The 26,930-nt window shown below is 61.3% G+C and carries 27 protein-coding genes; 23 read left to right on the top strand and 4 right to left on the bottom strand.

Annotation, left to right across the window (positions count from 1 at the left end):
- Window positions 1-68 precede the first annotated feature (68 nt).
- The 15 genes from AU074_RS28185 to AU074_RS28115 all read left to right on the top strand — a co-directional run bounded on the left by AU074_RS28185 (window position 69) and on the right by AU074_RS28115 (window position 15,970).
- Window positions 69-1,691: a methyl-accepting chemotaxis protein gene (locus AU074_RS28185; RefSeq protein WP_076017494.1), complete on the top strand. Its 1,623-nt coding sequence runs from the start codon at window positions 69-71 to the stop codon at window positions 1,689-1,691.
- Window positions 1,691-2,203: a chemotaxis protein CheW gene (locus AU074_RS28180; RefSeq protein WP_076017493.1), complete on the top strand. Its 513-nt coding sequence runs from the start codon at window positions 1,691-1,693 to the stop codon at window positions 2,201-2,203. The genes AU074_RS28185 and AU074_RS28180 overlap by 1 nt, the downstream gene beginning before the upstream one ends.
- Window positions 2,203-3,453, top strand: a complete 1,251-nt coding sequence (locus AU074_RS28175; RefSeq protein ID WP_076017492.1) for a protein-glutamate O-methyltransferase CheR — start codon at window positions 2,203-2,205, stop codon at window positions 3,451-3,453. The genes AU074_RS28180 and AU074_RS28175 overlap by 1 nt, the downstream gene beginning before the upstream one ends.
- On the top strand, window positions 3,450-4,136 hold the full coding sequence (locus tag AU074_RS28170) for a chemotaxis protein CheW (protein WP_076017491.1): 687 nt from the start codon (window positions 3,450-3,452) through the stop codon (window positions 4,134-4,136). Before AU074_RS28175 ends, AU074_RS28170 begins: the two co-directional genes overlap by 4 nt.
- On the top strand, window positions 4,133-6,448 hold the full coding sequence (locus AU074_RS28165) for a hybrid sensor histidine kinase/response regulator (RefSeq protein ID WP_076017490.1): 2,316 nt from the start codon (window positions 4,133-4,135) through the stop codon (window positions 6,446-6,448). The genes AU074_RS28170 and AU074_RS28165 overlap by 4 nt, the downstream gene beginning before the upstream one ends.
- On the top strand, window positions 6,445-7,455 hold the full coding sequence (locus AU074_RS28160; RefSeq protein ID WP_076017489.1) for a chemotaxis response regulator protein-glutamate methylesterase: 1,011 nt from the start codon (window positions 6,445-6,447) through the stop codon (window positions 7,453-7,455). The genes AU074_RS28165 and AU074_RS28160 overlap by 4 nt, the downstream gene beginning before the upstream one ends.
- A 51-nt stretch (window positions 7,456-7,506) precedes the next feature.
- Window positions 7,507-8,508, top strand: coding sequence for a PleD family two-component system response regulator (locus AU074_RS28155; protein WP_076017488.1), 1,002 nt, complete (start codon window positions 7,507-7,509; stop codon window positions 8,506-8,508).
- Window positions 8,509-8,817: 309 nt separating this feature from the next.
- A protein-coding gene (gene prfB, locus AU074_RS28150; protein ID WP_141099662.1) for a peptide chain release factor 2 occupies window positions 8,818-9,913 on the top strand; the annotation gives its coding sequence in 2 pieces (ribosomal slippage) (window positions 8,818-8,889 and window positions 8,891-9,913; 1,095 coding nt in all).
- Between the two features lie 79 nt (window positions 9,914-9,992).
- Entirely contained in the window at window positions 9,993-11,495 is a 1,503-nt protein-coding gene (gene lysS / locus AU074_RS28145; RefSeq protein WP_076017487.1) for a lysine--tRNA ligase, read from the top strand.
- A gap of 151 nt (window positions 11,496-11,646) precedes the next feature.
- On the top strand, window positions 11,647-12,363 hold the full coding sequence (locus tag AU074_RS28140; RefSeq protein WP_076017486.1) for a TetR/AcrR family transcriptional regulator: 717 nt from the start codon (window positions 11,647-11,649) through the stop codon (window positions 12,361-12,363).
- A gap of 16 nt (window positions 12,364-12,379) precedes the next feature.
- On the top strand, window positions 12,380-12,928 hold the full coding sequence (locus AU074_RS28135; RefSeq protein ID WP_076017485.1) for a hypothetical protein: 549 nt from the start codon (window positions 12,380-12,382) through the stop codon (window positions 12,926-12,928).
- A 21-nt stretch (window positions 12,929-12,949) separates the two neighbouring features.
- Complete coding sequence (locus AU074_RS28130) at window positions 12,950-14,227, top strand: flavohemoglobin expression-modulating QEGLA motif protein (protein ID WP_076017484.1); 1,278 nt, start codon at window positions 12,950-12,952, stop codon at window positions 14,225-14,227.
- A gap of 160 nt (window positions 14,228-14,387) precedes the next feature.
- A complete protein-coding gene (locus AU074_RS28125) occupies window positions 14,388-15,293 on the top strand; it encodes an alpha/beta hydrolase (protein WP_076017483.1) in 906 nt (301 codons plus the stop codon).
- Entirely contained in the window at window positions 15,290-15,616 is a 327-nt protein-coding gene (locus AU074_RS28120) for a hypothetical protein (RefSeq protein ID WP_076017482.1), read from the top strand. Before AU074_RS28125 ends, AU074_RS28120 begins: the two co-directional genes overlap by 4 nt.
- 102 nt (window positions 15,617-15,718) lie before the next feature.
- Window positions 15,719-15,970 (top strand): hypothetical protein, encoded by a 252-nt coding sequence (locus tag AU074_RS28115; RefSeq protein WP_076017481.1) that lies wholly within the window; start codon window positions 15,719-15,721, stop codon window positions 15,968-15,970.
- A gap of 96 nt (window positions 15,971-16,066) precedes the next feature.
- On the opposite strand, the gene AU074_RS28110 is transcribed toward AU074_RS28115, so the two are convergent.
- From AU074_RS28110 to AU074_RS28100, 3 genes are all read right to left on the bottom strand, one after another.
- Window positions 16,067-16,852 carry an OmpA family protein gene (locus tag AU074_RS28110; protein ID WP_076017480.1) on the bottom strand — a complete coding sequence of 262 codons (786 nt, stop codon included), beginning with the start codon at window positions 16,850-16,852 and terminating at the stop codon, window positions 16,067-16,069.
- A 55-nt stretch (window positions 16,853-16,907) separates the two neighbouring features.
- Window positions 16,908-17,321: a DUF4398 domain-containing protein gene (locus AU074_RS28105; RefSeq protein WP_173860415.1), complete on the bottom strand. Its 414-nt coding sequence runs from the start codon at window positions 17,319-17,321 to the stop codon at window positions 16,908-16,910.
- Between the two features lie 301 nt (window positions 17,322-17,622).
- Window positions 17,623-17,967: a hypothetical protein gene (locus tag AU074_RS28100; protein ID WP_010176787.1), complete on the bottom strand. Its 345-nt coding sequence runs from the start codon at window positions 17,965-17,967 to the stop codon at window positions 17,623-17,625.
- A 187-nt stretch (window positions 17,968-18,154) separates the two neighbouring features.
- Between AU074_RS28100 and ppc the strand changes: the two genes are divergently transcribed.
- The 7 genes from ppc (at window position 18,155) to AU074_RS28065 (ending at window position 25,384) form a co-directional block, all read left to right on the top strand.
- Window positions 18,155-20,800 carry a phosphoenolpyruvate carboxylase gene (gene ppc / locus AU074_RS28095; protein WP_076017478.1) on the top strand — a complete coding sequence of 882 codons (2,646 nt, stop codon included), beginning with the start codon at window positions 18,155-18,157 and terminating at the stop codon, window positions 20,798-20,800.
- A 268-nt stretch (window positions 20,801-21,068) separates the two neighbouring features.
- On the top strand, window positions 21,069-21,716 hold the full coding sequence (adk, locus tag AU074_RS28090; RefSeq protein ID WP_076017477.1) for an adenylate kinase: 648 nt from the start codon (window positions 21,069-21,071) through the stop codon (window positions 21,714-21,716).
- Window positions 21,717-21,805: 89 nt separating this feature from the next.
- Window positions 21,806-22,492: a tRNA (adenosine(37)-N6)-threonylcarbamoyltransferase complex dimerization subunit type 1 TsaB gene (gene tsaB / locus AU074_RS28085; protein ID WP_076017476.1), complete on the top strand. Its 687-nt coding sequence runs from the start codon at window positions 21,806-21,808 to the stop codon at window positions 22,490-22,492.
- Between the two features lie 160 nt (window positions 22,493-22,652).
- Window positions 22,653-22,964 carry a hypothetical protein gene (locus tag AU074_RS28080; RefSeq protein WP_076017475.1) on the top strand — a complete coding sequence of 104 codons (312 nt, stop codon included), beginning with the start codon at window positions 22,653-22,655 and terminating at the stop codon, window positions 22,962-22,964.
- A complete protein-coding gene (locus tag AU074_RS28075) occupies window positions 22,964-23,824 on the top strand; it encodes a DUF72 domain-containing protein (protein ID WP_076017474.1) in 861 nt (286 codons plus the stop codon). Before AU074_RS28080 ends, AU074_RS28075 begins: the two co-directional genes overlap by 1 nt.
- Window positions 23,825-23,851: 27 nt before the next feature.
- On the top strand, window positions 23,852-24,679 hold the full coding sequence (locus tag AU074_RS28070) for an oxaloacetate decarboxylase (RefSeq protein WP_076017473.1): 828 nt from the start codon (window positions 23,852-23,854) through the stop codon (window positions 24,677-24,679).
- Window positions 24,680-24,685: 6 nt separating this feature from the next.
- Window positions 24,686-25,384, top strand: a complete 699-nt coding sequence (locus AU074_RS28065; RefSeq protein ID WP_076017472.1) for an extensin family protein — start codon at window positions 24,686-24,688, stop codon at window positions 25,382-25,384.
- A 3-nt stretch (window positions 25,385-25,387) separates the two neighbouring features.
- Here AU074_RS28065 and AU074_RS28060 read toward each other — a convergent pair whose 3' ends face one another.
- On the bottom strand, window positions 25,388-26,008 hold the full coding sequence (locus AU074_RS28060; protein ID WP_076017471.1) for an energy transducer TonB: 621 nt from the start codon (window positions 26,006-26,008) through the stop codon (window positions 25,388-25,390).
- A 96-nt stretch (window positions 26,009-26,104) separates the two neighbouring features.
- On the opposite strand from AU074_RS28060, the gene AU074_RS28055 reads away from it, so the two are divergent.
- Window positions 26,105-26,887, top strand: coding sequence for a class I SAM-dependent methyltransferase (locus AU074_RS28055; RefSeq protein WP_076017470.1), 783 nt, complete (start codon window positions 26,105-26,107; stop codon window positions 26,885-26,887).
- Window positions 26,888-26,930: the final 43 nt, after the last annotated feature.

The following is a 26,930-nucleotide window of genomic DNA, read 5'->3' as shown; positions in this document are numbered from 1 at the left end:
CCGTTGATTAATGATGGCACCCGCTCAGCTATACTCCCCTCCATTTGAATGGCCCTCGAGGAATTACTGTGAAGAACTGGACCTTGCGCCAACGGATATTGGCAAGCTTTGCGGTCATCATCGCGATCATGCTGCTGATGGTAGTGGTCTCGTATTCACGCCTGTTGAAGATCGAGGCTGGCGAAGAGTCAGTCCGCGACGACGCAGTCCCCGGGGTCTACCTAAGCTCCATGATCCGCAGCGCCTGGGTCGACAGTTACCTCGACACCCTCGACATCATCGGCCTGCGCAAAGACAAGGTGCTCACCGACGCCGACAAGGCCGACTACAAGTCCTACGAAGCGCGCATCCTCACGCAGATGGCCAATTACAAGGCAACCATCAACGGCGCTGACGATCAGGCCGAGTTCGATAAATTCGAAGCCCTGCACCAGGCCTACAACAAGGCATTGGCCACCGTAACGGACAATCTGCAACGCAATGACGTCGCCGCCGCCCGCAAAGTGTTCGACGAAGAGCTGACCCCGACCTGGACCGCAGGCCGCAAGAAGCTCAACGACATCATCACCGAAAACAAAAACGTCGCCGACCGCGCCACCAACGCTATCGACGACGCGGTGTCCGCTGCAAAAATCAGCATGGGCGTCTCACTGATCCTCGCGATCCTCGCCGCCGGTCTCTGTGGCCTGCTGCTGATGCGCGCGATCATGGCGCCGATGAAACGCATCGTCGACATCCTCGAAATCATGCGCACCGGTGACCTGAGCAAACGCCTGAACCTGGAACGCAAAGACGAATTCGGCGCGGTGGAAACCGGCTTCAACGACATGATGACCGAGCTCACTGCCCTGGTATCCCAGGCACAGCGCTCCTCGGTCCAGGTCACCACCTCGGTCACCGAGATTGCTGCCACCTCCAAGCAGCAGCAGGCCACCGCCACAGAAACCGCCGCGACGACCACCGAGATCGGCGCTACTTCCCGGGAAATCGCCGCCACGTCCAAGGACCTGGTCCGCACCATGACCGAAGTCTCCACCGCTGCCGACCAGGCCTCGGTGGCCGCCGGCTCCGGCCAGCAAGGCCTGGCACGCATGGAAGAAACCATGCACTCGGTGATGGGCGCGGCCGACCTGGTGAACGCCAAGCTGGCGATCCTCAATGAGAAGGCCGGCAACATCAATCAGGTGGTCGTGACCATCGTCAAGGTTGCCGACCAGACCAACCTGCTGTCCCTCAATGCCGCCATCGAGGCCGAGAAGGCCGGTGAATACGGTCGCGGTTTTGCCGTGGTGGCCACCGAAGTGCGGCGTCTGGCCGATCAGACCGCCGTCGCTACGTATGACATCGAGCAGATGGTGCGCGAGATCCAGTCGGCAGTGTCGGCCGGGGTGATGGGCATGGACAAATTCTCCGAAGAAGTGCGCCGTGGCATGTTCGAGGTGCAGCAAGTGGGCGAGCAATTGTCGCAGATCATCCATCAAGTGCAGGCCCTGGCGCCGCGGGTGTTGATGGTCAACGAAGGGATGCAGGCCCAGGCCACCGGCGCCGAGCAGATCAACCATGCGCTGGTGCAGTTGGGTGATGCCAGCAGCCAGACCGTAGAGTCCCTGCGCCAGGCCAGTTTTGCCATTGACGAGCTGAGCCAGGTCGCGGTCGGCCTGCGCAGCGGCGTGTCGCGTTTTAAAGTCTGATGAGCGACCTCGCGGCTAAACGCGGTGCCGTTGCGGCAGTGAAAAAAGCACTGTTTCTGGTGTTTCACATCGGCAATGAACGCTATGCCCTCAAGGCCACGGAAGTGGCCGAGGTACTGCCGCGCCTGCCGCTCAAGCCCATTGCCCATGCGCCTGTGTGGGTCGCCGGGATCTTTGCCCATCGCGGGGCGATGGTGCCGGTGATCGACCTCAGTGCCTTGACCTTCGGCACGCCGGCTCAGGCGCGCACCAGTACGCGCCTGGTACTGGTCAACTATCAGCCGGATGCACTGGCTCCGGCGCGCTGGCTGGGGCTGATCCTCGAACAAGCCACCGACACCTTGCGCTGTGATCCTGCAGAGTTCCAGCCCTACGGCCTGGACAACCGCCAGGCACGCTACCTGGGCCCGGTGCGCGAAGACGAGCGTGGCTTGATGCAGTGGATAGGCGTGGCCGACCTGCTGACGGCTGATGTGCAGGCGCTGCTGTTTGCCGCCGGCGAGGAGGGTTGATGAGCAGTGATCAACGCTTCTTCGACTTCCTGAAAGAACGCATCGGCCTCGATGTGGCCTCGGTGGGCGAAGCGATTATCGAGCGTGCCGTGCGCCAACGCAGCCAGTCAATGAATGCGCAGACCGCAGATCAATACTGGCAGCAGTTGTTGGTCTCGACCGACGAACAGCAAGCGCTGATCGAAGCGGTGATCGTCCCCGAAACCTGGTTTTTCCGTTACCCCGAGTCCTTCGCCACATTGGGCCGGCTGGCGGTCGCACGTCTGGCTGAAATCAAGCACATGCGCGCCCTGCGGATCCTCAGCCTGCCATGTTCCACCGGCGAAGAACCCTATTCGATCGCCATGGCCTTGCTCGACGTCGGGCTGGCGCCGCATCAGTTCAAGGTGCAAGGCATGGACGTCAGCCCGCTGTCGGTGGAGCGCGCCCGCCGCGGGGTGTACGGCAAGAATTCGTTTCGCGGCCAGGACATCGAGTTCCGCGATCGCCACTTCACCGAGCAAACCGACGGCTACCGAATTGCCGACCGCGTGCGCGAACAAGTGCGCCTGCAAGTGGGCAACCTGCTGGACCCCACGCTGCTGGCCAACGAGCCCACCTACGATTTCGTGTTCTGCCGCAACCTGCTGATCTACTTCGACCAGCCAACCCAGAAGCAGGTGTTTGAAGTGCTCAAGGGCCTGACCCACGTCGACGGCGTGCTGTTTATCGGGCCTGCCGAAGGCAGCCTGCTGGGGCGCCTGGGCATGCGCTCGATTGGTGTGCCGCAGTCGTTTGCCTTCAGTCGTCACGCTGAGCCTGCGCCGGAACCGGTATTTGTGCCGATGCCTGCGCCGATCCCCCAGCGCAGTGCCGCGCCTATCCCGACCAAGCCCCGGCCGTTCAGCACGATCAGCGCTCAACCCGTCGTTGCGATCAAACCGCCGCCCCCGCATTCGGACGCTGCCGATCTGCTCAGCCAGATCGCAACCCTGGCCAATGAAGGCAAAAGCCTTGAGGCCCGCGCCGCCTGCGAGCGTTATCTGCAAACTCACCCGCCAGCAGCCCAGGTGTTTTATTGGCTGGGCCTGCTCAGCGATGTGGCCGGCAGCGCCCTGGAAGCCCAGGGTTATTATCGAAAAGCCTTGTACCTGGAGCCCCAGCACCCGCAGGCCTTGATGCACCTGGCGGCGTTGCTCGAATCCCAGGGCGATGTCGCCGGCGCCCGCCGTTTGCAGGCCCGTGCCGCCCGCAGTGAGCGTAAACAATGACCCTGGATACCGCGCTGAACCTGGCCCTGGCCGACACCCAAGCCATCGACGACTGCTGGAACCGCATCGGCATCCACGGCGACAAGTCTTGCCCGTTGCTGGCCGAACACATCCACTGTCGCAACTGCTCGGTGTATTCCGCCGCCGCCACGCGCCTGCTCGACCGCTACGCCTTGCAGCAGGACGATCATCGTCCCGTAGCGGCGCCGCAAGTCGAAGGCGATGTGGTCACCCGTTCGCTGTTGATGTTCCGCCTCGGCGAAGAGTGGCTGGGCATCGCCACCCGCTGCCTGGTGGAAGTGGCACCGCTGCAACCGATTCACTCCTTGCCACATCAGCGTTCACGCGCCCTGTTGGGCGTGGCCAATGTGCGCGGCGCGCTGGTGGCGTGCCTGTCCCTGGTGGAATTGCTCGGGCTGGACGGCGCCAGCAGCGGCCCCAGTGGCGGGCGAATCATGCCGCGCATGCTGATCATCGCGGCGCAGGACGGCCCGGTGGTGGTGCCGGTGGACGAAGTGGACGGCATCCATGCCATTGATGAACGCACTTTGAACGCGGCTTCTGCTTCTGGCACCCAGGCCAGCGCCCGCTATACCCAAGGCGTGTTGCAGTGGAAAGGCCGCAGCCTGCGCTGGCTGGACGAGGCGCAATTGTTGTCTGCCGTGACCCGGAGCCTCACATGACCCCCGACCAGATGCGCGATGCCTCGCTGCTGGAACTGTTCAGCCTGGAAGCCGACGCCCAGACCCAGGTGCTCAGTGCCGGTCTGCTGGCCCTGGAGCGCAACCCGACCCAGGCCGACCAGCTCGAAGCCTGCATGCGCGCCGCCCATTCTTTGAAGGGCGCGGCGCGGATTGTCGGGGTGGACGCCGGTGTCAGCGTCGCCCACGTGATGGAAGATTGCCTGGTCAGCGCCCAGGAAAGCCGGCTGTACCTGCTGCCGGAACATATCGACGCACTGCTGCAAGGCACCGATTTGCTGATGCGCATCGCCACGCCGGGCAACACCGTGGGCGCAGCGGACATCGAGTCCTACGTGGCGCTGATGGAGCGTTTGCTCGACCCGTCGCAAAAAGTCGCACCGCCCGTTGCGCCAACGCCAACGCCAACGCCAACGCCAACGCCGGCACCTGCGCCAGAACCTGAATTGTCGATGGAAGCACTGCTGACCCTGGCGCCGGAGCCCGAACCCGCGCCGCCCGTCAGTGCCGAACAGCCACGCCAGAACAAACGCATGACCGAAGGCGGCGAGCGCGTATTGCGGGTCACTGCCGAGCGCTTGAACAGCCTGTTGGACCTGTCCAGCAAATCCCTGGTGGAAACCCAGCGGCTCAAGCCATATCTCGCCAGTTTGCAACGCCTCAAGCGCATCCAGAGCAACAGTGTCCGGGCCCTGGATAACCTTGACGGCCACCTCAAGACCGTCGACCTGAGCCTGGAAGCCCAGGAAGCCCTGGCCGACACCCGCCGCCTGTTGAGCGAAGCCCAGGCGTTGCTCGCGGAAAAAACCGCCGAAATCGATGAGTTCGGCTGGCAGGCCGGGCAGCGCGCCCAAGTCTTGTACGACACCGCGCTGGCGTGCCGCATGCGGCCGTTTGCCGATGTACTGGCCGGGCAGGTGCGCATGGTTCGTGACCTCGGCCGTAGCCTCGGTAAACAGGTGCGCCTGGAAATCGAAGGCGAGAAGACCCAGGTCGACCGCGACGTGTTGGAAAAACTCGAAGCGCCGCTCACCCATTTATTACGCAATGCCGTCGACCACGGCATCGAAATGCCCGAGCAACGCCTGCTGGCGGGCAAACCCGCCGAAGGCTTGATCCGCCTGCGAGCGTCCCACCAGGCCGGCCTGCTGGTGCTGGAACTGAGTGACGACGGCAACGGTGTCGACCTGGAACGCCTGCGCGGCACCATCGTCGACCGGCATTTGTCGCCGCTGGAAACCGCCCTGCGCTTGAGCGAAGAGGAGCTGCTGACGTTTCTGTTCCTGCCGGGCTTCAGCCTGCGGGACAAGGTCACCGAGGTTTCGGGCCGCGGTGTCGGTCTGGATGCGGTACAGCATATGGTTCGCCAGTTGCGCGGCGCGGTGGTGCTGGAGCAAACGGCGGGGCAGGGCAGTCGCTTCCATCTTGAAGTGCCGTTGACCCTGTCGGTGGTGCGCAGCCTGGTGGTGGAGGTCGGTGAAGAGGCCTACGCCTTCCCGCTGGCTCACATCGAACGTATGTGTGACCTGGCCCCCGACGACATCGTGCAACTGGAAGGTCGCCAGCATTTCTGGCACGAAGGCCGGCATGTCGGCCTGGTCGCCGCCAGCCAGTTGCTGCAGCGCCCGCCCGGGCAGGGCAATCAGGAAACCCTCAAGGTCGTGGTGATCCGCGAGCGCGATGCCGTCTACGGGATTGCCGTGGAGCGTTTTATCGGCGAGCGCACGCTGGTGGTGCTGCCCCTGGATGACCGGCTGGGCAAGGTCCAGGACATCTCCGCCGGTGCCCTGCTTGATGACGGCTCGGTGGTGTTGATCGTCGACGTTGAAGACATGCTGCGTTCTGTGGACAAGCTGCTCAATACCGGTCGTCTGGAGCGCATCGCCCGGCGTACCCAGCAAACCCAGGAAGCAGCGCGCAAGCGTATTCTGGTGGTGGATGACTCACTGACCGTGCGCGAGCTGCAACGCAAACTGTTACTTAATCGCGGTTACGAAGTAGCCGTGGCGGTCGATGGCATGGATGGCTGGAACGCGCTGCGCTCCGAAGACTTTGACCTGTTGATCACTGACATTGATATGCCTCGCATGGACGGTATTGAATTGGTCACACTCTTGCGCCGTGATACTCGCCTGCAATCCCTGCCGGTGATGGTTGTTTCCTACAAAGATCGGGAAGAAGACCGCCGCCGTGGACTGGACGCCGGTGCCGACTATTATCTAGCCAAGGCCAGCTTCCATGACGACGCGTTGTTGGACGCGGTGGTAGAGCTGATTGGAGGAGCCCGGGCATGAGGATTGCAATCGTCAATGACATGCCCATGGCTGTGGAAGCCTTGCGCCGGGCGCTGAGTCTTGAGCCGGCCCATGAGGTGGTGTGGGTTGCCAACAATGGCCTGGAGGCGGTGCAGCGCTGCGCCGAGCTGACGCCCGACCTGATTCTGATGGACCTGATCATGCCTTTGATGGACGGCGTGGAAGCCACCCGGCAGATCATGGCCGAGACGCCCTGCGCGATCCTGATTGTCACCGTTGATCGCCAGGCCAACGTCAGCCGCGTGTTTGAAGCCATGGGCCATGGCGCCCTGGACGTGGTCGACACCCCCGCGCTGGGTGTGGGTAACCCGAAGGACGCCGCGGCGCCGCTACTGCGCAAGATCCTCAACATCGGCTGGCTGATCGGCCAGCGTGGCAGCCGTGTGCGGGCCGAGCCTGCGCCCCAGCGAACCATGGGCAAACGCCAGAGCCTGGTGGCCATTGGTTCGTCTGCAGGTGGCCCGGCTGCCCTGGAATCCCTGCTCAAGGGCTTGCCCCGGGACTTTTCGCCGGCCATTGTGTTGGTGCAGCATGTGGACCAGGTGTTCGCCGCCGGCATGGCTGAATGGCTGAGCAGCGCCTCGGGCTTGCCGGTGCGCCTGGCCCGGGAAGGCGAGCCGCCCCAAAGCGGCGTGGTGTTGCTGGCGGGCACCAATCATCATATTCGGCTGCTGAAGAACGGCACGCTGGCCTACACCGCAGAGCCGGTGAACGAGATTTATCGGCCGTCCATCGACGTGTTTTTCGAAAGCGTTGCCAGTTACTGGAACGGTGATGCCGTCGGCGTGCTGCTGACGGGGATGGGCCGTGATGGCGCCCAGGGACTTAAAACGATGCGTCAGCAAGGCTACCTGACCATCGCGCAGGACCAGCAAAGCTGTGCGGTTTACGGCATGCCCAAAGCGGCAGCGGCGATCGATGCGGCTGTTGAAATTCGCCCACTGGACAGAATTGCGCCACGATTGCTGGAGGTATTCGCAAAATGACCGATATCACACGCTGTCCTGGCCTGCAGGTAGTAATTCAGGTGACTGCAAATGAATGATTTACAGCTCGACGACTTCAAGACCGACGAAAACGCCGCCATGGTGTTGCTCGTCGACGACCAGGCAATGATCGGCGAAGCCGTACGCCGGGGCCTGGCCCATGAAGACAACATCGACTTCCATTTTTGCGCCGACCCGCACCAGGCCATTGCCCAGGCGATCCGTATCAAACCGACGGTGATCCTGCAGGACCTGGTAATGCCGGGGCTCGACGGCCTGACCCTGGTGCGCGAATACCGTAATCATCCGGCGACGCAGAACATCCCGATCATCGTGCTTTCCACCAAGGAAGACCCGCTGATCAAGAGCGCGGCGTTTGCCGCCGGTGCCAACGATTACCTGGTCAAGCTGCCGGATAACATCGAGCTGGTGGCGCGTATCCGTTACCACTCGCGCTCCTACATGACCCTGCTGCAGCGGGACGCGGCGTATCGTGCGCTGCGGGTCAGCCAGCAGCAGTTGCTGGACACCAACCTGGTGCTGCAACGGCTGATGAACTCCGACGGCCTGACCGGGCTGTCCAATCGCCGGCATTTCGACGAGTACCTGGAGCTGGAGTGGCGGCGTGCCATGCGTGACCAGACCCAGCTCTCGCTGTTGATGATCGACGTGGACTTCTTCAAGACCTACAACGACAGCTTTGGTCACCTGGAAGGCGATGAAGCGTTGCGCAAGGTGGCTGCGGCCATTCGTGATGCCAGCAGCCGTCCCTCGGATTTGCCGGCGCGTTACGGCGGTGAAGAGTTTGCCCTGGTGCTGCCCAACACCTCGCCGGGCGGTGCGCGGCTGGTGGCCGAGAAACTGCGCCAGGCGGTGGCGGGCCTGAAAATCCCGCACATTGCCCCGGCGGAAGGTTCGAGCCTGACCATCAGTATTGGTTTGGCGACCATGACCCCGGTACAGGGCACCGATTGCCGGCAGTTGATCTCGGCGGCGGACAAGGGCTTGTACCTGGCCAAGCACAATGGGCGTAATCAGGTGGGGATCGAATAACGACGGCAAAATGCTGGTTGTCGGGAGAGCGTTTGCTGTGGCGAGGTAGCTTGTTGTGGCGAGGGAGCTTGCTCCCGCTGGGCTGCGAAGCAGCCCCAGACCATCATCAAGTACCGCCTGACACACCACAGTGACATTGCAAGGGGCTGCTGCGCAGCCCAGCGGGAGCAAGCTCCCTCGCCACAGGGTTCTTTTGAACTCGCATTTGCTGATGCAACCCCGCCTTTTCGGCCAAGCGGGCTGCCGCTCCCGCCCGTTTGTCGTTATACTCTTCGGCTTTCAAAAGTTCGCCAACGAGTGCTGCCCGCCATGGAAATCAACCCGATCCTTAACACCATCAAGGACCTGTCCGAGCGCTCCGAAACTATTCGGGGGTATCTTTGACTACGATCAAAAGCATGAGCGTCTGACCGAAGTCAATCGCGAGCTTGAAGATCCGGCTGTCTGGAACAAACCTGAATACGCCCAGGAACTGGGCCGCGAGCGCGCTGCGCTGGCGCAGATCGTCGAGACCCTCGACGAGCTGAACACCGGTCTGGGCGATTGCCGCGACCTGCTGGACATGGCCGTCGAAGAAGACGACGAAGGCGCAGTGGGCGATATCGTCGCCGAGCTGGCCCGTCTCGAGGAAAACCTCGCCAAACTCGAATTCCGCCGCATGTTCAGCCATGAAATGGACCCGAACAACGCCTACCTGGATATCCAGGCCGGTTCCGGCGGCACCGAAGCCCAGGACTGGGCCAACATCCTGTTGCGCATGTACCTGCGCTGGGCTGACAAACGCGGTTTCGACGCGACCATCATGGAGCTGTCGGCCGGTGAAGTGGCTGGCATCAAGGGCGCGACCGTGCACATCAAGGGCGAATACGCCTTTGGCTGGCTGCGTACCGAGATCGGTGTTCACCGCCTGGTGCGCAAGAGCCCGTTCGACTCCGGCAACCGTCGCCACACCTCGTTCTCCGCTGTTTTCGTCTCGCCAGAGATCGACGACAAGGTGGAAATCGAGATCAACCCGGCAGACCTGCGCATCGACACCTATCGTTCCTCCGGTGCCGGTGGTCAGCACGTAAACACCACCGACTCGGCCGTACGTATTACCCACGTACCGACCAACACCGTGGTCAGCTGCCAGAACGAACGTTCCCAGCACGCGAACAAGGACACCGCCATGAAAATGCTGCGGGCCAAGTTGTACGAGCAGGAAATGCAGAAACGTAACGCCGCGTCCCAGGCGCTGGAAGACACCAAGTCGGATATCGGCTGGGGTCACCAGATCCGCTCGTACGTGCTCGATGCGTCGCGGATCAAGGATCTGCGTACCAACATCGAACGCAGCGACTGCGACAAGGTGCTCGACGGTGATATCGACGAATACCTGGAAGCCAGCCTGAAATCTGGCCTGTAACCCCCTGTAGGAGCGAGCTTGCTCGCGATCCCCAACCGAAGGTTGGGGAAAACGTACCCGTGATGGAATTTCAAAAGACATGAGCGACCAACAACTCGACCCGCAAGCCCTGCAACAGGAAGAAAACTCCCTGATCGCCCTGCGCAAGGAAAAGCTTGCTGCCGAGCGCGCCAAGGGCAATGCCTTCCCCAACGACTTCCGCCGCGAAAACTACTGCGATGCCTTGCAGAAACAGTACGCGGACAAGACCAAGGAAGAGCTGGCAGAGGCTGCGATCCCGGTCAAGGTGGCAGGTCGCATCATGCTCAACCGTGGCTCGTTCATGGTGATCCAGGACATGACCGGTCGCATTCAGGTCTACGTCAACCGCAAAACCCTGTCTGAAGAAACCCTGGCCTCGGTGAAAACCTGGGACATGGGCGACATCATTGCAGCCGAAGGCACCCTGGCCCGTTCCGGCAAGGGCGACCTGTACGTTGAGATGACCAACGTGCGCCTGCTGACCAAGTCGCTGCGCCCGCTGCCGGACAAGCACCACGGCCTGACCGACACCGAACAGCGCTACCGCCAGCGCTACGTTGACCTGATCGTCAACGAAGAAGTGCGCCAGACGTTCCGCGTACGCTCGCAAGTGATCGCGCACATCCGCAGCTTCCTGATGGCGCGTGACTTCCTGGAAGTCGAAACGCCGATGCTGCAAACCATCCCCGGTGGTGCCGCAGCCAAGCCTTTCGAAACCCACCACAATGCGCTGGACCTGGAAATGTTCCTGCGTATCGCGCCGGAGCTGTACCTCAAGCGCCTGGTGGTTGGCGGCTTCGAGAAAGTGTTCGAGATCAACCGCAACTTCCGTAACGAAGGCGTTTCGACTCGTCACAACCCTGAATTCACCATGTTGGAGTTCTACCAGGCTTACGCCGACTACGAAGACAACATGGACCTGACCGAAGAACTGTTCCGCGAACTGGCGCAGTTGGTCCTGGGTTCCACCGATGTGCCGTACGGCGACAAAGTGTTCCACTTCGGCGAGCCGTTCGTGCGCCTGTCGGTGTTCGATTCGATCCTCAAGTACAACCCTGAGCTGACCGCTGACGACCTGACCGACATCGACAAGGCCCGTGCCATCGCCAAGAAAGCCGGCGCCAAGGTGCTGGGCTTTGAAGGTCTGGGCAAATTGCAGGTGATGATTTTCGAAGAGCTGGTTGAGCACAAGCTGGAACAGCCGCACTTCATTACCCAGTACCCGTTCGAAGTGTCGCCGCTGGCCCGTCGCAACGATGACAACCCGAACGTTACCGACCGTTTCGAGCTGTTCATCGGCGGCCGTGAAATCGCCAACGCCTACTCCGAGCTGAACGACGCAGAAGACCAGGCCGAGCGCTTCATGGCCCAAGTGGCCGACAAGGACGCCGGCGACGACGAGGCGATGCACTACGACGCCGACTTCGTTCGCGCTCTGGAATACGGCATGCCGCCTACCGCTGGTGAAGGCATCGGCATCGACCGGTTGGTGATGTTGTTGACCAACTCGCCGTCGATCCGTGACGTGATCTTGTTCCCGCACATGCGGCCACAAGCGTAACCGTAGCGAAATCCGAAGCCGCCTTTTATAAGGCGGCTTTTTTATGTGGCGTATTTAAGCGTCAAGCTAACAGCGCCAGATGATCGTCCCCACACTCTGCGTGGGAACGCAGCCCGTGACGCTCCGCGTCACCCTGAAAGGAAGATCTGTCGTGAACCGCGTAATCGCTCAAAAGGGTGCCGCCGGCATAGCCGCTGCCGTGGCTGAAAGTGTTCAGTACCAGGGCCGCAAGGCCAGTCGCCGGGGCAGTGAGCAACGCCGGCAGGACATTCTCGATGCGGCGATGCGCATCGTGGTGCGTGAAGGCGTGCGCGCCGTGCGTCATCGTGCGGTGGCGGCAGAGGCCGGCGTGCCATTATCGGCCACTACCTATTACTTCAAGGACATTGACGACCTGCTCACCGACACCTTCGCCCAATACGTGGAGCGCAGCGCGGCGTTCATGGGCAAGTTGTGGGTGCGTAACGAAGGGCTGCTGCGGGAGATGGTCGCTTATGGCGACGGCAGTCCGCAGTCGCGCTCGCAACTGGCCGACGACATCGCGCGCCTGACCGCCGATTACGTGCAACGCCAATTGCTCAACCGCCGCGAGCACCTGATGGCCGAGCAGGCGTTTCGCCAGGAAGCGCTGCTGAACCCGCGCCTGGCCGAGTTGGTGCGCTCCCACCAGCAAATCCTGTTGCAGGGCACTTGCCAGTTTTTCCAGGTATTGGGTTCGCGCGAGCCGCAACAGGATGCCAAAGTGTTGACGGCGATTATCGGTCGGATGGAATATCAGGGCCTGCTGGGCGGTGCAGAGCCTCTGACCAGCGAAGAAATGCTTGAGATCCTCAAGCGTTACATGCATTTGGTGTTGGCTTCGGTCTGACACAGGGGAGTGTTCAATGAAAGCCTGGCGTGTCGTTGTGATCGCCTTGTCGTTCCTGTTGCTCAGCGGTTGCCTGGTGACGTTCAAGGATCCGTTGCCGGCCAGTGAGGCGGCGCCTGAGGCCCTGTTGGGCAAATGGGCCAGCAAAAATGCCTGGGGCGAGCCGCTCAACCTGCAGATCAGCCGCGTGGGCGAACATCGCTACAAAGCCGTGAGCTACCCTAAAGCCCAGCCGGGCCAACGTGATGAATACCTGTTCACGGTTTCCCGCCATGGCAGCCGCTGGTATTTGTCGGCGCCGCTGCCGGCCAAGTTTGGCGGGCATTTCATCCTGGCAGGCTTCGAGCTCAACGATGAACACGAATTGGTGGTCTACAACCTCGACCTGGACCAGATCCACCAGGCTGTCGGCCAGAAAGTCCTTGGCGGCAGCACTGTCGAAACCGTCGAAGGCGACGGCGTATTGATCAACAGCACCATGGCCCAGGTGTTTGCCTACCTGGATGACCCGGCCAATGCTGACGTGTTCGTCGAAGCCGTGCGCTACCAGCGCGCGGGCAAATAACGTTTAAAGAGGAAGTACCGGGTGGACGATTACCAGCAGACGATACGCACCTTGTCCGATCGCATTGTGCTGGCGCAAACACCGATTCGCGTCCTCGACGCCGTGAAGTGGGACGAGAATATCCGCCAGGGATTTCTCAAGGCCAAGGGCAAGGAAATGCCGGCGGTGGACCGCGATTACTACCTGAACCGGCCACTGTCGTTCGATTCCAGCGCGGTGAAGCTGGAGTTCCAGAACATCGAGCGTGACATCACCCGCCAGCTGGGCCAGTTCAACCCGGTCGGGCAGATCATGCGGCGCATGTGCAAGGAATACCGCATGGTAGTGCGCATGCTCGAAGCCCGTGGCACCGAGGATTTCGGCCTGATTTCCCAGGAACTGTACGGCGCCGCCTCCGATGCGTTCCACGCCGGTGACCCGACCCTGGCCGACCTCGGCCTGATGATGTCGGACTACCTGAACAATATCGACGGCCGTGGCGACCTCAAGGACGAAGCCAAGACCCTCACCGCCAAGGACGCCGTTGGCCTGCTGCAAAGCCGCCTGAACAAGGTATTCGGCGAGGCCGAGGAAACCATTCGAGTGTTCGAGTCTGACGGTATCGTGGCGGATGCGGCGGCAGGCGCCGACTACATCAAGATCCGCGCCGACGCGATGTTCAACGACCGAGACGTGCGCGCCCTGGAAGTTCATGAAGGCCTGGTGCATGTGGGCACTACCCTCAATGGCCAGAACCAGCCGATCTGCACCTTCCTGTCCAAGGGCCCGCCCTCGTCGACGGTGACCCAGGAAGGCCTGGCGATCCTGATGGAAATCATCACCTTCGCCTCCTATCCCAGCCGCCTGCGCAAGCTGACCAACCGCACCCGCGCCATCCATATGGTGGAGCAGGGGGCCGATTTCCTGCAGGTGTTCGAATTCTTCCGCGAGCAGGGCTTTGAAATGGCGGAAAGCTACGGCAACGCCAGCCGGGTTTTCCGTGGGTCGACGCCTACGGGTCTGCCGTTTACCAAGGATTTGTCCTACCTCAAGGGCTTTATCATGGTTTACAACTACATTCAGTTGGCCGTGCGCAAAGGCAAACTGGAGCAAGTGCCGCTGCTGTTCTGCGGCAAGACCACCCTGGAAGACATGCGTACCCTGCGCCAACTGGTGGATGAAGGCCTGGTGGTACCGCCCAAATACCTGCCGGATCAGTTCCGTGACATGAATGCGTTGGCGGCGTGGATGTGTTTCTCCAACTTCCTCAACCATTTGAGCCTGGACCGGATCGAGGCGGATTACTCCAATATCCTTTAACGATATCTCTGAAGGAACTCGGTCAAAATGTGGGAGCGGGCTTGCTCGCGAATGCGGTGTATCAGCAACAGATGTGTTTACTGACCCACCGCATTCGCGAGCAAGCCCGCTCCCACATTTGATCTCCATAGGTCACAACCCATTCACGAGGCTTCAACGGATGAGAATCCTCGGCATTCTTTGCCTGCTACTGACCCTGAACGGCTGCAGCTCCCTGCTGTTTTACCCGGAGCGCGGCTTGCCGTTCACTCCGGAAAAGGCCCACCTGCAATACCGTGACGTGACACTGACCACCGCCGATGGCGTCAAGCTGCACGCCTGGTGGCTTCCGGCCAAGGCCGGTGTGCCGCTCAAGGGCACGGTGCTGCACCTTCACGGCAACGGAGGTAACCTCGCCTGGCACCTCGGCGGCAGTTGGTGGCTGCCGGAGCAGGGCTATCAAGTGCTGCTGCTGGACTATCGCGGTTACGGCCTGTCCGAAGGTGAAGCTTCGCTGCCGGCGGTTTACCAGGACATCGACGCCGCCTTCAAGTGGATCGACGACGCCCCCGAAACCCAGGGCCAGCCGCTGATCGTGCTGGGCCAAAGCCTGGGCGGTGCGCTGGTGGTGCACTACCTGGCGGAACATCCCGAGCGCCAGCCCCAGCTCAAGGCGCTGGTGCTGGACGGTGTGCCGGCCAGTTATCGTGACGTAGGACAATTCGCCCTCAGCACCTCCTGGCTAACATGGCCATTCCAGGTACCGTTGTCGTGGCTGGTACCGGACGCCGACAGTGCGATCAACGCCATGCCCCGGCTGACCGGTGTGCCGAAGTTGTTGTTCCATAGCCTCGATGATCCGATCGTGCCGCTGTCCAACGGCATCCGCCTGTATCAAGCTGCGCCGCCACCGAGGGTGCTGCAACTGACCCGGGGTGGTCACGTGCAGACCTTTGCCGACAAGACCTGGCAAACCGTGATGCTGCGCTACCTCGACGACCCGCAGCATTTCAACGGGCTGCGCCGCCTGGGGGAAATCCCCAATTACCCGGCGTCCCCGAATTCCAATGCAGAGAACCCGCAATGAGCGAAGAACGCAACATGATCCCCCTGATCCTCACCGGCATCGGCACCATCATCGGCACCGTCGGCTGCCTGTGGTACTACGGCTATTTGCACTTCGCCAAGCCTGAGGATGCATTGCTGCTCAGCGACTTCACCATGCTCAAGACCGTGCCAGGCGAAGACTACAAAATCTCCCTGACCCCGGCCGCTCAGGTAGCGCAGTGTGTCGATGGTGTGTTGGTACTGTTTGATACCGAACAGAAAGGCCTGACCGGCGTCCTGGTGAACGGCAAGAAACAGGCGGTGCGTTGCATGGGTCAGGAAACGCCGCAATTGGAGCAGTAGGACAGGTCGCTTGAGAAACGCTGGAACTATTCTGGATTGATTACCACAGATTTCGGACTGGTCAGCGTCGCTGATTCGGTTACCTAATCTGGAGTTATCCGTATGCAAGTTAACGATTCATCTTCTGCGCAAAGCTTTGGCAATTTTGGCAGTCAGGGTATTCAAGATGCAGGTTCACCCCAGGCAGGCGCAGACCAAGGCGCCGGTGGCTCGCAAGGGACAGGGGGAGCGGATCTTTTGGAACTGCTCAAGAAGTTGCTGATGCAAGCCGAGCAACAAAGCAGCCAAGGCCAAGGTGGTGAAGGTCAAGGCCAGGGCCAGGCTGGCAACGCCGGACAGATTCAATTCGGTTGAGTGTGTATAGGCGGTGAGGATATTGGTCTGATCCGTCTATGCCCATAAGCAAAGAACCCCGCCAATTGGCGGGGTTCTTTATGTTGCATCAGTCGATCAGTTAGCCATCGAAGAACGTGGCTTGACCGGCTGGTTGTCGTTGGAGATGGTCACTTCAACGCGGCGGTTCATGGCACGGCCCGAAACGCTGCCGTTGTCGGCAACCGGGTATTCCTTGCCATAACCCTGGGTCACGATGCGCGAGATATCCACACCCTGGTTAGCCAGTGCGCGCTGCACGGAAGCGGCACGGCGCTCCGACAGGCTCTGGTTGTACGAGTCGGAACCGGTGCTGTCGGTGTAGCCTTCGACAATCACTTTACGGTCCGGGTTATCGCGCAGGAACTGCGCCAGCTTGGTGATGTTCACCAGGCCGCTCGACTTCAGGTCCGACTTGTTGGTGGCGAACAGCACGTCACCAAAAGTCACCAGGGTGCCGCGATCGGTTTGCTTGGCGTTCAAGCTGTCTTGCAGTTGCTTGATCTGCGCGTCACGGGCTTCCAGCAGGGCGCGGGCACGTTCGTCGCCAGCGTTTTTCAGCTTGGCTTCGGACTCACGCAGGACGATGGTGTCCTTGGCCACTTCAACGCGCTGGTTGGTCAGGTAGGCCAGTTGATCGACCTTCTTCTGGTCTTCCTTGTCGCGGTAGGCCTTGTCAGCCTTGTCCAGCCACTCGCTGGCGTCTTTGGTTTCCAGCGCCGCTACTTTGGTGGCTTGCGGGTTGGCTTGCAGGGCCGAGAAGTTGGTGCGAGCGTTTTCCAGGTTCGCGTTCGGCGGGGTAGAGCACGCCGCCAGAGCAACGCTCATTGCCAGCAGGGCAGGGATCATCAATTGTTTACGCATAGTCGTGTCGTCCTTTCAATTCGGTTTCGGGTGCAATGCAATCAGAGGTAGCGGCTTATTGCTGCGGCTTGATAACAGCCGGACGCATGCCTTCCTGACGCAGCTCCTGAACAGCTTTCTGGGAATCCTTCACAGCTTGGTCGGCCTTGGCAGCCTGGGCTTTGCGCTCTGCGACGCGTGCGTCCCACTCGGCTTGTTCGGCCAGGCGACGGGCTTCGTCATAATTCTTGTCGTGCATGGCAATTTCAGCTTGCTTCAGTTTGTCCTGAGCCGACTTCATTTCCACGGCTGCGTACTCGGTACCACCGGCGCTGACGGCGCTGTTCACCGCAGATTGGGTAACAGCGTATTGCTCGGTCGGTGGGTTGCCGGCGCAGCCAGCCAGTACGAAGCTGGTGCCGATTGCCAGCGCGGCCAATTTAAGCCCGCGCAGGTGGTTAAACGAGGTTTTGGCAGTGCTGGTCTTCATCGTCTTCAACTCCATTAGGTAACTCCTGAAAAACATCAAATCCATCTCCGGCTTGCAGTGTCTGCGGGGGCCCGGCGGTAAAGCTCGGGACGCCTATTCAAACGGCTGTTCCAAGTGATGGCTTACTGGCTGTGACCGGAGGCTTTTTTGAATAGTTCAGCGAAGATGGCGATTTGCCTAAAAAAATATCTGACTGAACGGTCAGCGTTTAAAAGTTGGAACTTTTGCAATACGCAGGGGTATTCAGGGCCCGTCGGAGGCCCTGAATACTGGAGGTTTCGGTTTTTTTAGCGGAGGTTGACTAGTGTTTCTGCTTGTCGGACTGAGCCGACAGATCGTGCAGATAGCGCCGTGACAGCGTGAGAAAGCGTGGGGTTGGGCCAACGTCTTCGTACAGCGGATCGCCTTCCTCATCGGTAGCAATCACCTGCTTGCCCTTGATGTAGGGAAAGCTCGCTTCCAGCTCTTCGAGGGCTGCGCCAATCAACTCGCCGAGCAGTTCTTCGGTGTGGCGTTTGGGGTACATCTCGGAGATCGCCGCCAGCCTGGCAGCGGCTTCAACGTCCAGATGGATGGCGTATTCGGTTTTGGTCAGGCGACCCTTGGCGTTTTCTTCCCAATGCTGGGCCAGTTCTCGGATTTTCATGGCAACCTCAATGGAGCCCACGGTACGCGGGCGATGATGAGTGACCAGCCGGCCAGCGCGGATAACGCTGCGGCTTACTGTTGAGACTAGCTGCAACTCACAAGGTTTAAAGTTCCTTGTAAGACTTCGCCGTGGGCGGCACTCTTGAGGATCAAAGCGTCCCGGATTTTCTGCTGGAGATTGGCTGATGAGCGATATCGATGCACGTTTGCGTGAGGATGTTCACCTGCTGGGTGAGCTGTTGGGCAACACGATTCGAGAGCAGTACGGCGATGAATTCCTCGACAAGATCGAGCAGATCCGTAAAGGCGCCAAGGCCGACCGCCGTGGCGCGGCTTCGGAGCAGGCGGCTGGCGAAGAGCTGAGCGCCAGCCTCAACCAACTGAAAGAAGATGAACTGCTGCCGGTGGCGCGGGCCTTCAACCAGTTTCTCAACCTGGCCAACATCGCCGAGCAGTACCAGTTGATCCACCGCCGTGATGAATCAACGCCTGCGCCGTTTGAGTCACGGGTACTGCCGGAACTGCTGGCACGCTTGCAGAGCGAAGGCCACAGCAGTGAATCCCTGGCGCGCCAGTTGGGCCGGCTGGAAATCGAGCTGGTGCTCACCGCTCACCCCACCGAAGTTGCCCGCCGCACCCTGATCCAGAAATACGATGCCATCGCCGCACAATTGGCCCTGCAGGATCACCGCGACCTCACCACCGCCGAGCGCGCGCAGATCCGCAATCGCCTGCAACGCCTGATCGCCGAAGCCTGGCACACCGAAGAAATCCGCCGCACCCGGCCCACGCCTGTAGACGAAGCCAAGTGGGGCTTTGCGGTGATCGAGCATTCGCTGTGGCACGCCATCCCGAATTATTTGCGCAAGGCTGATCATGCCTTGCATGCGGCGACCGGTTTGCGCCTGCCCCTGGAAGCCGCGCCGATTCGCTTCGCTTCCTGGATGGGCGGCGACCGCGACGGCAACCCCAACGTCACCGCGCCGGTCACCCGTGAAGTGTTGCTGCTGGCACGCTGGATGGCGGCTGACCTGTACCTGCGCGATATCGATCACCTGGCCTCCGAGCTGTCGATGCAACAAGCCAGCCCGGCATTGCAGGCCAAGGTCGGCGACAGCGTCGAACCTTATAGGGCGTTGCTTAAGCAACTGCGTGAGCGCCTGCGCGCCACACGCCAATGGGCCCACACCTCGTTGACTACCACCACGCCGGCGCCTGCCGATGTGCTGCAAAACAACCGCGAGCTGCTCGAGCCGCTGGAGCTGTGCTACGAGTCGTTGCATACCTGCGGCATGGGCGTGATTGCCGACGGCCCGCTGCTGGATTGCTTGCGTCGGGCGGTGACGTTTGGCCTGTTCCTGGTGCGCCTCGACGTTCGTCAGGATTCGACCCGCCACTGCGCGGCCATGACTGAAATCACCGATTACCTGGGCCTTGGCCGTTACGAGGATTGGGACGAAGAGGCGCGCATCAGTTTCCTGATGAAGGAACTGGCCAACCGTCGCCCCTTGTTGCCGGGTTACTTCAAACCCTCGGCAGACACTGCCGAAGTGCTGAACACCTGCAAGGAAATCGCCGCCGCACCTGCCGCTTCGCTGGGTTCCTACGTCATTTCCATGGCCGGCGCCGCGTCGGATGTGCTGGCTGTGCAACTGCTGCTCAAAGAGTCCGGCGTACAACGACCGATGCGGGTGGTGCCGTTGTTCGAGACCCTGGCTGACCTGGACAACGCAGGCCCGGTGATCGAGAAACTGCTGCTGTTGCCGGGCTATCGCGCCCGTCTGCAGGGCCCGCAGGAAGTGATGATCGGCTATTCGGATTCGGCCAAGGATGCGGGCACTACCGCCGCCGCCTGGGCGCAATACCGGGCCCAGGAACAGTTGGTGGAAATCTGCCGCGAACAACAAGTCGAACTGCTGCTGTTCCACGGTCGCGGCGGCACCGTAGGCCGCGGCGGCGGCCCGGCGCACGCGGCGATTCTGTCGCAGCCACCGGGTTCGGTCGCGGGGCGTTTCCGCACCACCGAACAAGGCGAGATGATCCGCTTCAAGTTCGGCCTGCCGGACATCGCCGAGCAAAACCTCAACCTGTACCTGGCGGCAGTGCTGGAGGCGACGTTGTTGCCACCGCCACCACCGGAGCCGGCCTGGCGCCACTTGATGGACGAATTGGCCGCCGACGGTGTCAGCGCTTACCGCGCCGTGGTGCGGGAAAATCCGCAATTTGTCGAGTATTTCCGCCAGTCCACGCCGGAGCAGGAGTTGGGCCGCTTGCCTTTGGGCAGTCGCCCGGCCAAGCGTCGAGCCGGCGGTATTGAAAGCCTGCGGGCAATCCCGTGGATTTTCGGCTGGACCCAAACCCGCCTGATGCTGCCGGCCTGGCTCGGTTGGGAAGCGGCCTTGAGCAAGGCCCTTGAGCGCGGCGAAGGTGAGTTGCTGGGGCAAATGCGCGAGCAGTGGCCGTTCTTCCGTACCCGCATCGATATGCTGGAAATGGTGCTCGCCAAGGCCGACGCCGACATCGCCCGCCTGTATGACGAGCGTCTGGTACAGCCTGATCTGCTGCCATTGGGTGCGCACTTACGCGACCTATTGTCGCAGGCGTGCAGTGTAGTGCTTGGCCTGACTGGCCAGTCTCAGCTGCTGGCCCATAGCCCCGATACCCTGGAGTTCATCCGGCTGCGCAACACCTACCTCGACCCGTTGCACCTGTTGCAGGCCGAGTTACTGGCCCGATCGCGGCAACAGGAGGCGGCGCAGGACAGCCCTCTGGAACAGGCGCTGCTGGTGTCTGTGGCCGGTATTGCCGCCGGATTGCGCAACACCGGCTGACATTTATGGCGTGTTCTCAATAGCTTGCAGATACATCGCGCCGGTCGCCGTCAAAATGTCGACCGGCGTTTTGCTGTCCGGGTTGTMCCTGCCGATAAAGCCAGCGCGGCGCGGGTTTCTCCTACTTTCGGCGGCTTGTGTGGTTTGGGCCTGCTGTGTATCTTGATCAGCCTTTGGCCGTTTGTGCGGCCTGGACCCAAAATTTCCGAGATTGGCCCCATGCGGCGAATCCGAGCGTCATCTTTATAAAAAATTGAGGAGCACATCGATGCGCGTCATTCTGCTGGGAGCTCCCGGGGCCGGTAAAGGTACTCAGGCAAAGTTCATCACTGAAAAATTCGGCATTCCACAAATCTCCACCGGCGACATGCTGCGCGCGGCCGTCAAGGCGGGCACCGAGCTGGGCCTGATCGCCAAGAGCGTGATGGACAGCGGCGGCCTGGTCTCCGATGACTTGATCATCAACCTGGTCAAGGAACGCATCAGCCAGGACGACTGCAAGAACGGTTTCCTGTTCGACGGTTTCCCGCGCACCATTCCCCAGGCTGAAGCCCTGGTGAAGGCCGGCGTCGAGCTGGACAACGTGGTGGAAATCGCCGTTGAAGACGAAGAGATCGTGCAGCGTATTGCCGGTCGTCGTGTTCACGAAGCCTCGGGCCGCGTTTACCACATCGTCTACAACCCGCCGAAAGTGGCTGGCAAGGATGATGTCACCGGCGACGACCTGGTGCAGCGTAAAGACGATACTGAAGAAACCGTGCGCCATCGTCTGTCGGTCTATCATTCCCAGACCAAGCCGCTGGTGGACTTCTACCAGAAACTTTCGGCCGCCCAGGGCAAGCCGAAGTACAGCCACATCGAAGGTGTGGGTTCGGTTGAAGCCATCACTGGCAAAGTACTGCAAGCGCTGAGCTGATCGTTCATCCGCTTGATTGACAACGGCCCGCTTGCGGGCCGTTGTTGTTTATACTGACGCACTTTTTTTCAACGTGGATGCATACACCGATGAGCACCTTGCTGGCCCTGGACACCGCGACTGAAGCTTGCTCCGTTGCCCTGCTGCACGATGGCAAGGTCACGAGCCACTACGAGGTGATCCCGCGCCTGCACGCGCAGAAGCTGTTGCCGATGATCAAGCAACTGCTGCTGGACGCGGGCACTACCTTGTCGGCGGTGGACGCCATCGCGTTCGGCCGTGGCCCGGGTGCGTTTACCGGTGTGCGCATCGCTATTGGCGTGGTCCAGGGATTGGCATTTGCTCTCGAGCGTCCGGTGTTGCCGGTGTCCAACCTGGCGGTACTGGCGCAGCGGGCGTTTCGCGAACACGGCGTGAGCCAAGTTGCCGCTGCCATCGATGCGCGCATGGACGAAGTGTATTGGGGTTGCTACCGCGAAACCGCTGGCGAGATGCGCCTGGTGGGTGCTGAAGCCGTGTTGCCGCCTGAAACGGCGGCCTTGCCGGCTGATGCCAGCGGCGACTGGTTCGGTGCCGGCACCGGCTGGGGCTACGGCGAGCGCATTGGCGTGACGCTTGCGGGCCAGGATGCCGCAATGTTGCCCCATGCCGAAGACCTGCTGACCCTGGCACGCTTTGCCTGGGAGCGGGGCGAGGCAATTGCGGCCGACCAGGCAGCGCCTGTGTACCTGCGGGATAAAGTGGCGCAAACCAAGGCTGAACGCGGAATTATTTGACGTCAAAAAGGCGGGCAATTTCAGGCAAAAATCGCCAATCGTCAGAATTTGCCCGCGCTTTTAAACCTTTTACCAATTATGTGTTCTAGTTATCACCAGAGCATTTGCGCGCCATGGAAAGCGCCATTAAAATGCCATCACCGATACCGAGTTCGCATGTATGCGCATAGACGGCTTTTCATCACAGTCCTACCCCCTCAAGCGTAAGCCTCGCAAGGCGAACGTGACGGTAGACGACTCCGTCGAAGACTCGCCCGACTTTGTTGAAATCCAGTCCGACACCTCCGCTGTTTCAACGCGTTCCCAAGCTTCCAGCGGTGCACGCACCAGCGGTGTTCCTGCCCGCCAGCAAGACATGGTCTTCCCGCGCTCCATGAGCAAAAACGTCGCCAATGCCCTGGCCAGCTACCTGACCACCGCCGGCTTTGTCGAATGGGATATGGAAGTGCTGGGCCTCGATATCCATATCTGATGCTGTTGCCTTACTACCTCGGTTGTCCGTCCTGGAGTGAAAACGCCTGGCGCGAATACCTGTATCCCGCCGACGCCCGTTCCAGCGATTACCTCGCCCTGTATTCCCACGTCTTCAACGCTGTTGAGGGCAACACCACGTTCTATGCCCGCCCCTCCGTCGCTACCGTGCAGCGCTGGGCTGAAATCATGCCCGAACATTTTCGTTTCACCGCCAAGTTTCCGGGTGATATCAGCCACAGTGGCAACCTGATTGAGCAGTTGCCTGCGGCGGAAAGTTTTCTTGGGTTGATGAGCCCGTTGGGCGAGCGCATTTCGCCATTGTGGCTGCAACTGCCGGCCAGTTTTACCCCGCAGCGCCTGGGTGAGTTAGCCGGGTTTATCGATGGGTTGGAGCGACCGTTGGCGGTGGAAGTGCGTCACTCGGAGTTCTTTGCCAAGGGCGACGCCGAGCGCAGTCTCAACCGCTTGCTGCGCGACCGGGGTGTCGAGCGCATCTGCCTGGACCCGCGTGCGTTGTTCAGTTGCACGTCCACCTCGGCAGCCGTGCTGCACGCCCAATCGAAAAAGCCCAAGGTGCCACCTCGCCCGGCGGCGCTGACGCAGTTTCCGCAAGTGCGCTTTATTGGCCATCCGGAGCTGGAAGCCAATGACCCGTTCCTGGTGCCCTGGGTTGAAAAGGTCGCCGGCTGGATCGAAGAGGGTCGCACGCCCTATGTCTTTCTCCACACCTCTGACAATCGCCTGGCGGCCCAACTGGCCCTGCGCTTTCACGAAAAGCTGATGGTGCGTTTGCCCGGCTTGCCGGCCTTGCCGCAGATTCATCGAGAACCCGAAGCGGAGCAACTGGGGTTACTCTAAGGCTCCTTTTCCCGACAGGAGTCAGTCATGGATGCCCAAACCCTTCGCGCCGAAACCTTCAAGGCCCTGCATGAGCGTGACCGTGCCTTCGTGATGCCCAATCCGTGGGATGCCGGTTCCGCAAAAATGCTCGCCAGCCTGGGTTTCGAAGCCCTGGCCACCACCAGCGCCGGCTTCGCCTTCAGCCTCGGCCGCCCGGATGCCGAAGGTGCGCTGTCCCTGGAAGACACCTTGGGCAATGCCGGGGCGATCGTCCAGGCCACCTCGCTGCCCGTTGCCGCTGACCTGGAAAACGGCTTCAGCGATACGCCCCAAGGTTGCGCCGAGACCATCCTGCGCGCTGCAGCTACCGGCATTGTCGGTGGCTCCATCGAAGACGCCACCGGGATTGCCGTCGACCCGATCTATCCTTTTGATTTGTCCGTCGAACGTGTCGAAGCGGCGGTCGCTGCTGCCCGCAGCCTGCCGTTCCCCTTCACGCTGACCGCCCGTGCAGAAAACCTCCTGCATGGCCGGCTGGATTTGCCCGACACCATCCGCCGCCTCCAGGCCTACGCCGAAGCCGGTGCCGACGTGCTGTATGCACCGGCCCTGCGCAGTGCCGAGGAAGTGTTGGCCGTGGTGAAGGCGGTCGCGCCAAAGCCCGTGAATATCTTGATGTCAGGCGCCCTGAAACTCAGCGTGGCGCAGTTGAGCGAGCTGGGCGTCAAGCGCATCAGCGTGGGTTCGGCCATGGCCCTGGCGGCTTATGGAGAGTTCTTCAGGGCGGCCCGGGAGGTTCATGAACTGGGCACGTTTACCTTTACCGAACGCTCGATGCCGTTCAGCCAGGCCAATCAACTGTTCAAGGGTTGAGGGAGCGTGCGCTTCTTCAAAGCGCTGGGTGTGTTGCTCGTGTTGGCGGGCGGTCTGCTGGTCGGCGTGTGGCGAGGCTGGGTGCCGCTGCCCGATGACTGGAACCCGTGGGCACCATTGGACGTGCGCGCAAGCCCGAACCTGTTGACCCGACTCAAGCTTGGGCGTTTGCAGGATGACCCTGCGCTGTGTGACCAGGTGCTGAAAACCTCCGGGTTGCGGATCACCCATCAGGCTGACAGCCCTGCCGATGCCGCCTGCCCGCTGCGCAATACCTTGCGCGTCCAGGGGGCGGAGGTCGGTCTGAGCAGCAGCTTTCTCGCCAGTTGCCCGCTGGCCGTGGCGTTCGCCCTGTTCGAGCGCCACAGCCTGCAACCCGCGGCCCAGGCGGTGTTTGGCCAGGCGGTGACACGGGTCGATCACCTCGGCAGCTTTGCCTGTCGCAATATCTACAACCGTGCCGATGGGCGACTCAGCCAGCACGCGTCGGCGAATGCTTTGGATATCGCCGGCTTTCGCCTGGCAGACGGGCGCACCATCAATGTGCTCAAGGATTGGCCGGGCGGCGGCGAGGGCGCGAAGTTTCTGCGGCAAGTGCGCGATGGCGCCTGCAAGGATTTCAACGTGGTGTTGAGCCCGGATTACAACGCCGCCCACCGAAACCACTTTCATCTCGACATGGGGCGTTGGTGGGTGTGTCGCTGAGAATCAGGCCGCGAGGCGCAGGTTGTGGATAATCAGCGGGCGAGCCCAGCGGCTGTCGAAGTCCAGGGCTTTTTGTTGCTCAACCAGCTCTTCTGCCGGGAATGGCGGCGGTGGCGGTGGCAGCAGGTCCAGTTCGAATTCGGCAATCGGCAAATGCAGTGGGCGTGGCTGAGGCGCCGGGCCAGGCAGGGGCAGCGGGTGGCCGGCGGTCAGGACGATAGGGCGCACCCAACCGCTTTCGAAGTTCTGCTGCTTTTGCTGGGCGACCACTTCTTCCGCCGGGTACGGTGGCGGGGACGGTGGCAGCAATTCCAGTTCGAATTCGGCGATGGGCAGGAACAGCGGCTCGGGCGGGGCGATCTCGGTCTCTTTCACGTCACACGCGCGTTGGGTGACGATCTGCGACAGCAGGTCACTGCCTTCGCTCGGTTCAACCGACGGATCTACCGGCGTTGCCACGGACTTGGCGAGCGCGCCCGGCGTGTCGCCGAGCTGTTCGGCCAACGCCTGGGCGAAGAAGTCCTGCCACACATGACTGACCCCGGCCAGCGCTTGGGTATTGCGCAGGCCGAAGTGGTTGTGGGTCGGCAGTACACCGGTAAATAGCGAAGGAATGTCTGACATTTCTCTCGATCGTCGCTCAGCTCTGGCAAAATGCCTGATCCTTTTTTTTATCGGCCGCTTTTCGCCGATCCTTAATATTTTTGAGCGTAGTCACCGATGAGCGAACAACCAGCGGCCAGCCGCATTCGGGTCGAGGCCTTGGCCGAAGGTTTTCAGGCCCGTGCCCAGCAGTGGGCCGAGCAGCTTGGGTTGCCTTTGCAGCTGGATGAGGCGGACTTTGCCTTGCAGGTGAGCGAGCAGGGCCTGCAGTTGCAACAACTGGGGCCTGATGCGCCTGGGCCGGTGCGGGTGGATTTTGTGGAAGGTGGTGCGGCGCACCGGCGTTTGTACGGTGGTGGCAGCGGGCAGATGATTGCCAAGGCGGTGGGCGTGGCGCAGGGCGTGCGGCCGCGGGTGTTGGACGCTACGGCGGGGTTGGGCAAGGATGCTTTCGTACTGGCCAGTTTGGGGTGCGAGATGAGCCTGATCGAGCGGCAGCCGTTGATTGGGGCGCTTCTGGAGGATGGTCTGGCGCGCGGGGCTGAGGATTTTGAGGTGGCGCCGATTGTGGCGCGCATGAAGTTGCTCAAGGGCAATTCGATTGAGGTGATGCGCAGTTGGGAGGGGGAGCCGCCTCAGGTGATTTACCTGGATCCGATGTTTCCTCATCGGGAGAAGACCGCGCTGGTGAAGAAGGAGATGCGGTTGTTTCGGCCCTTGGTGGGGGATGATCCGGACGCGCCGGCGTTGCTCGCTGCTGCGTTGGCCTTGGCCAGCCATCGGGTGGTGGTTAAGCGGCCGCGTAAGGCGCCGTGTATTGATGGTCCGAAGCCGAGTCATGCGTTGGATGGGAAGTCCAGCCGGTATGACATTTATCCGAAGAAGGCGCTGAAGTCCTGAGGCGGGTATGGGTGTGTATATCCGTTACCTGGATAACGGATAT

It is taken from the genome of Pseudomonas sp. ATCC PTA-122608, assembly GCF_001952855.1.
In the GTDB taxonomy this organism is placed as follows: Bacteria; Pseudomonadota; Gammaproteobacteria; order Pseudomonadales; family Pseudomonadaceae; genus Aquipseudomonas.
Note: the sequence above shows the minus strand (reverse complement) of the source record. Positions and strands in the feature narration are given on the sequence as shown.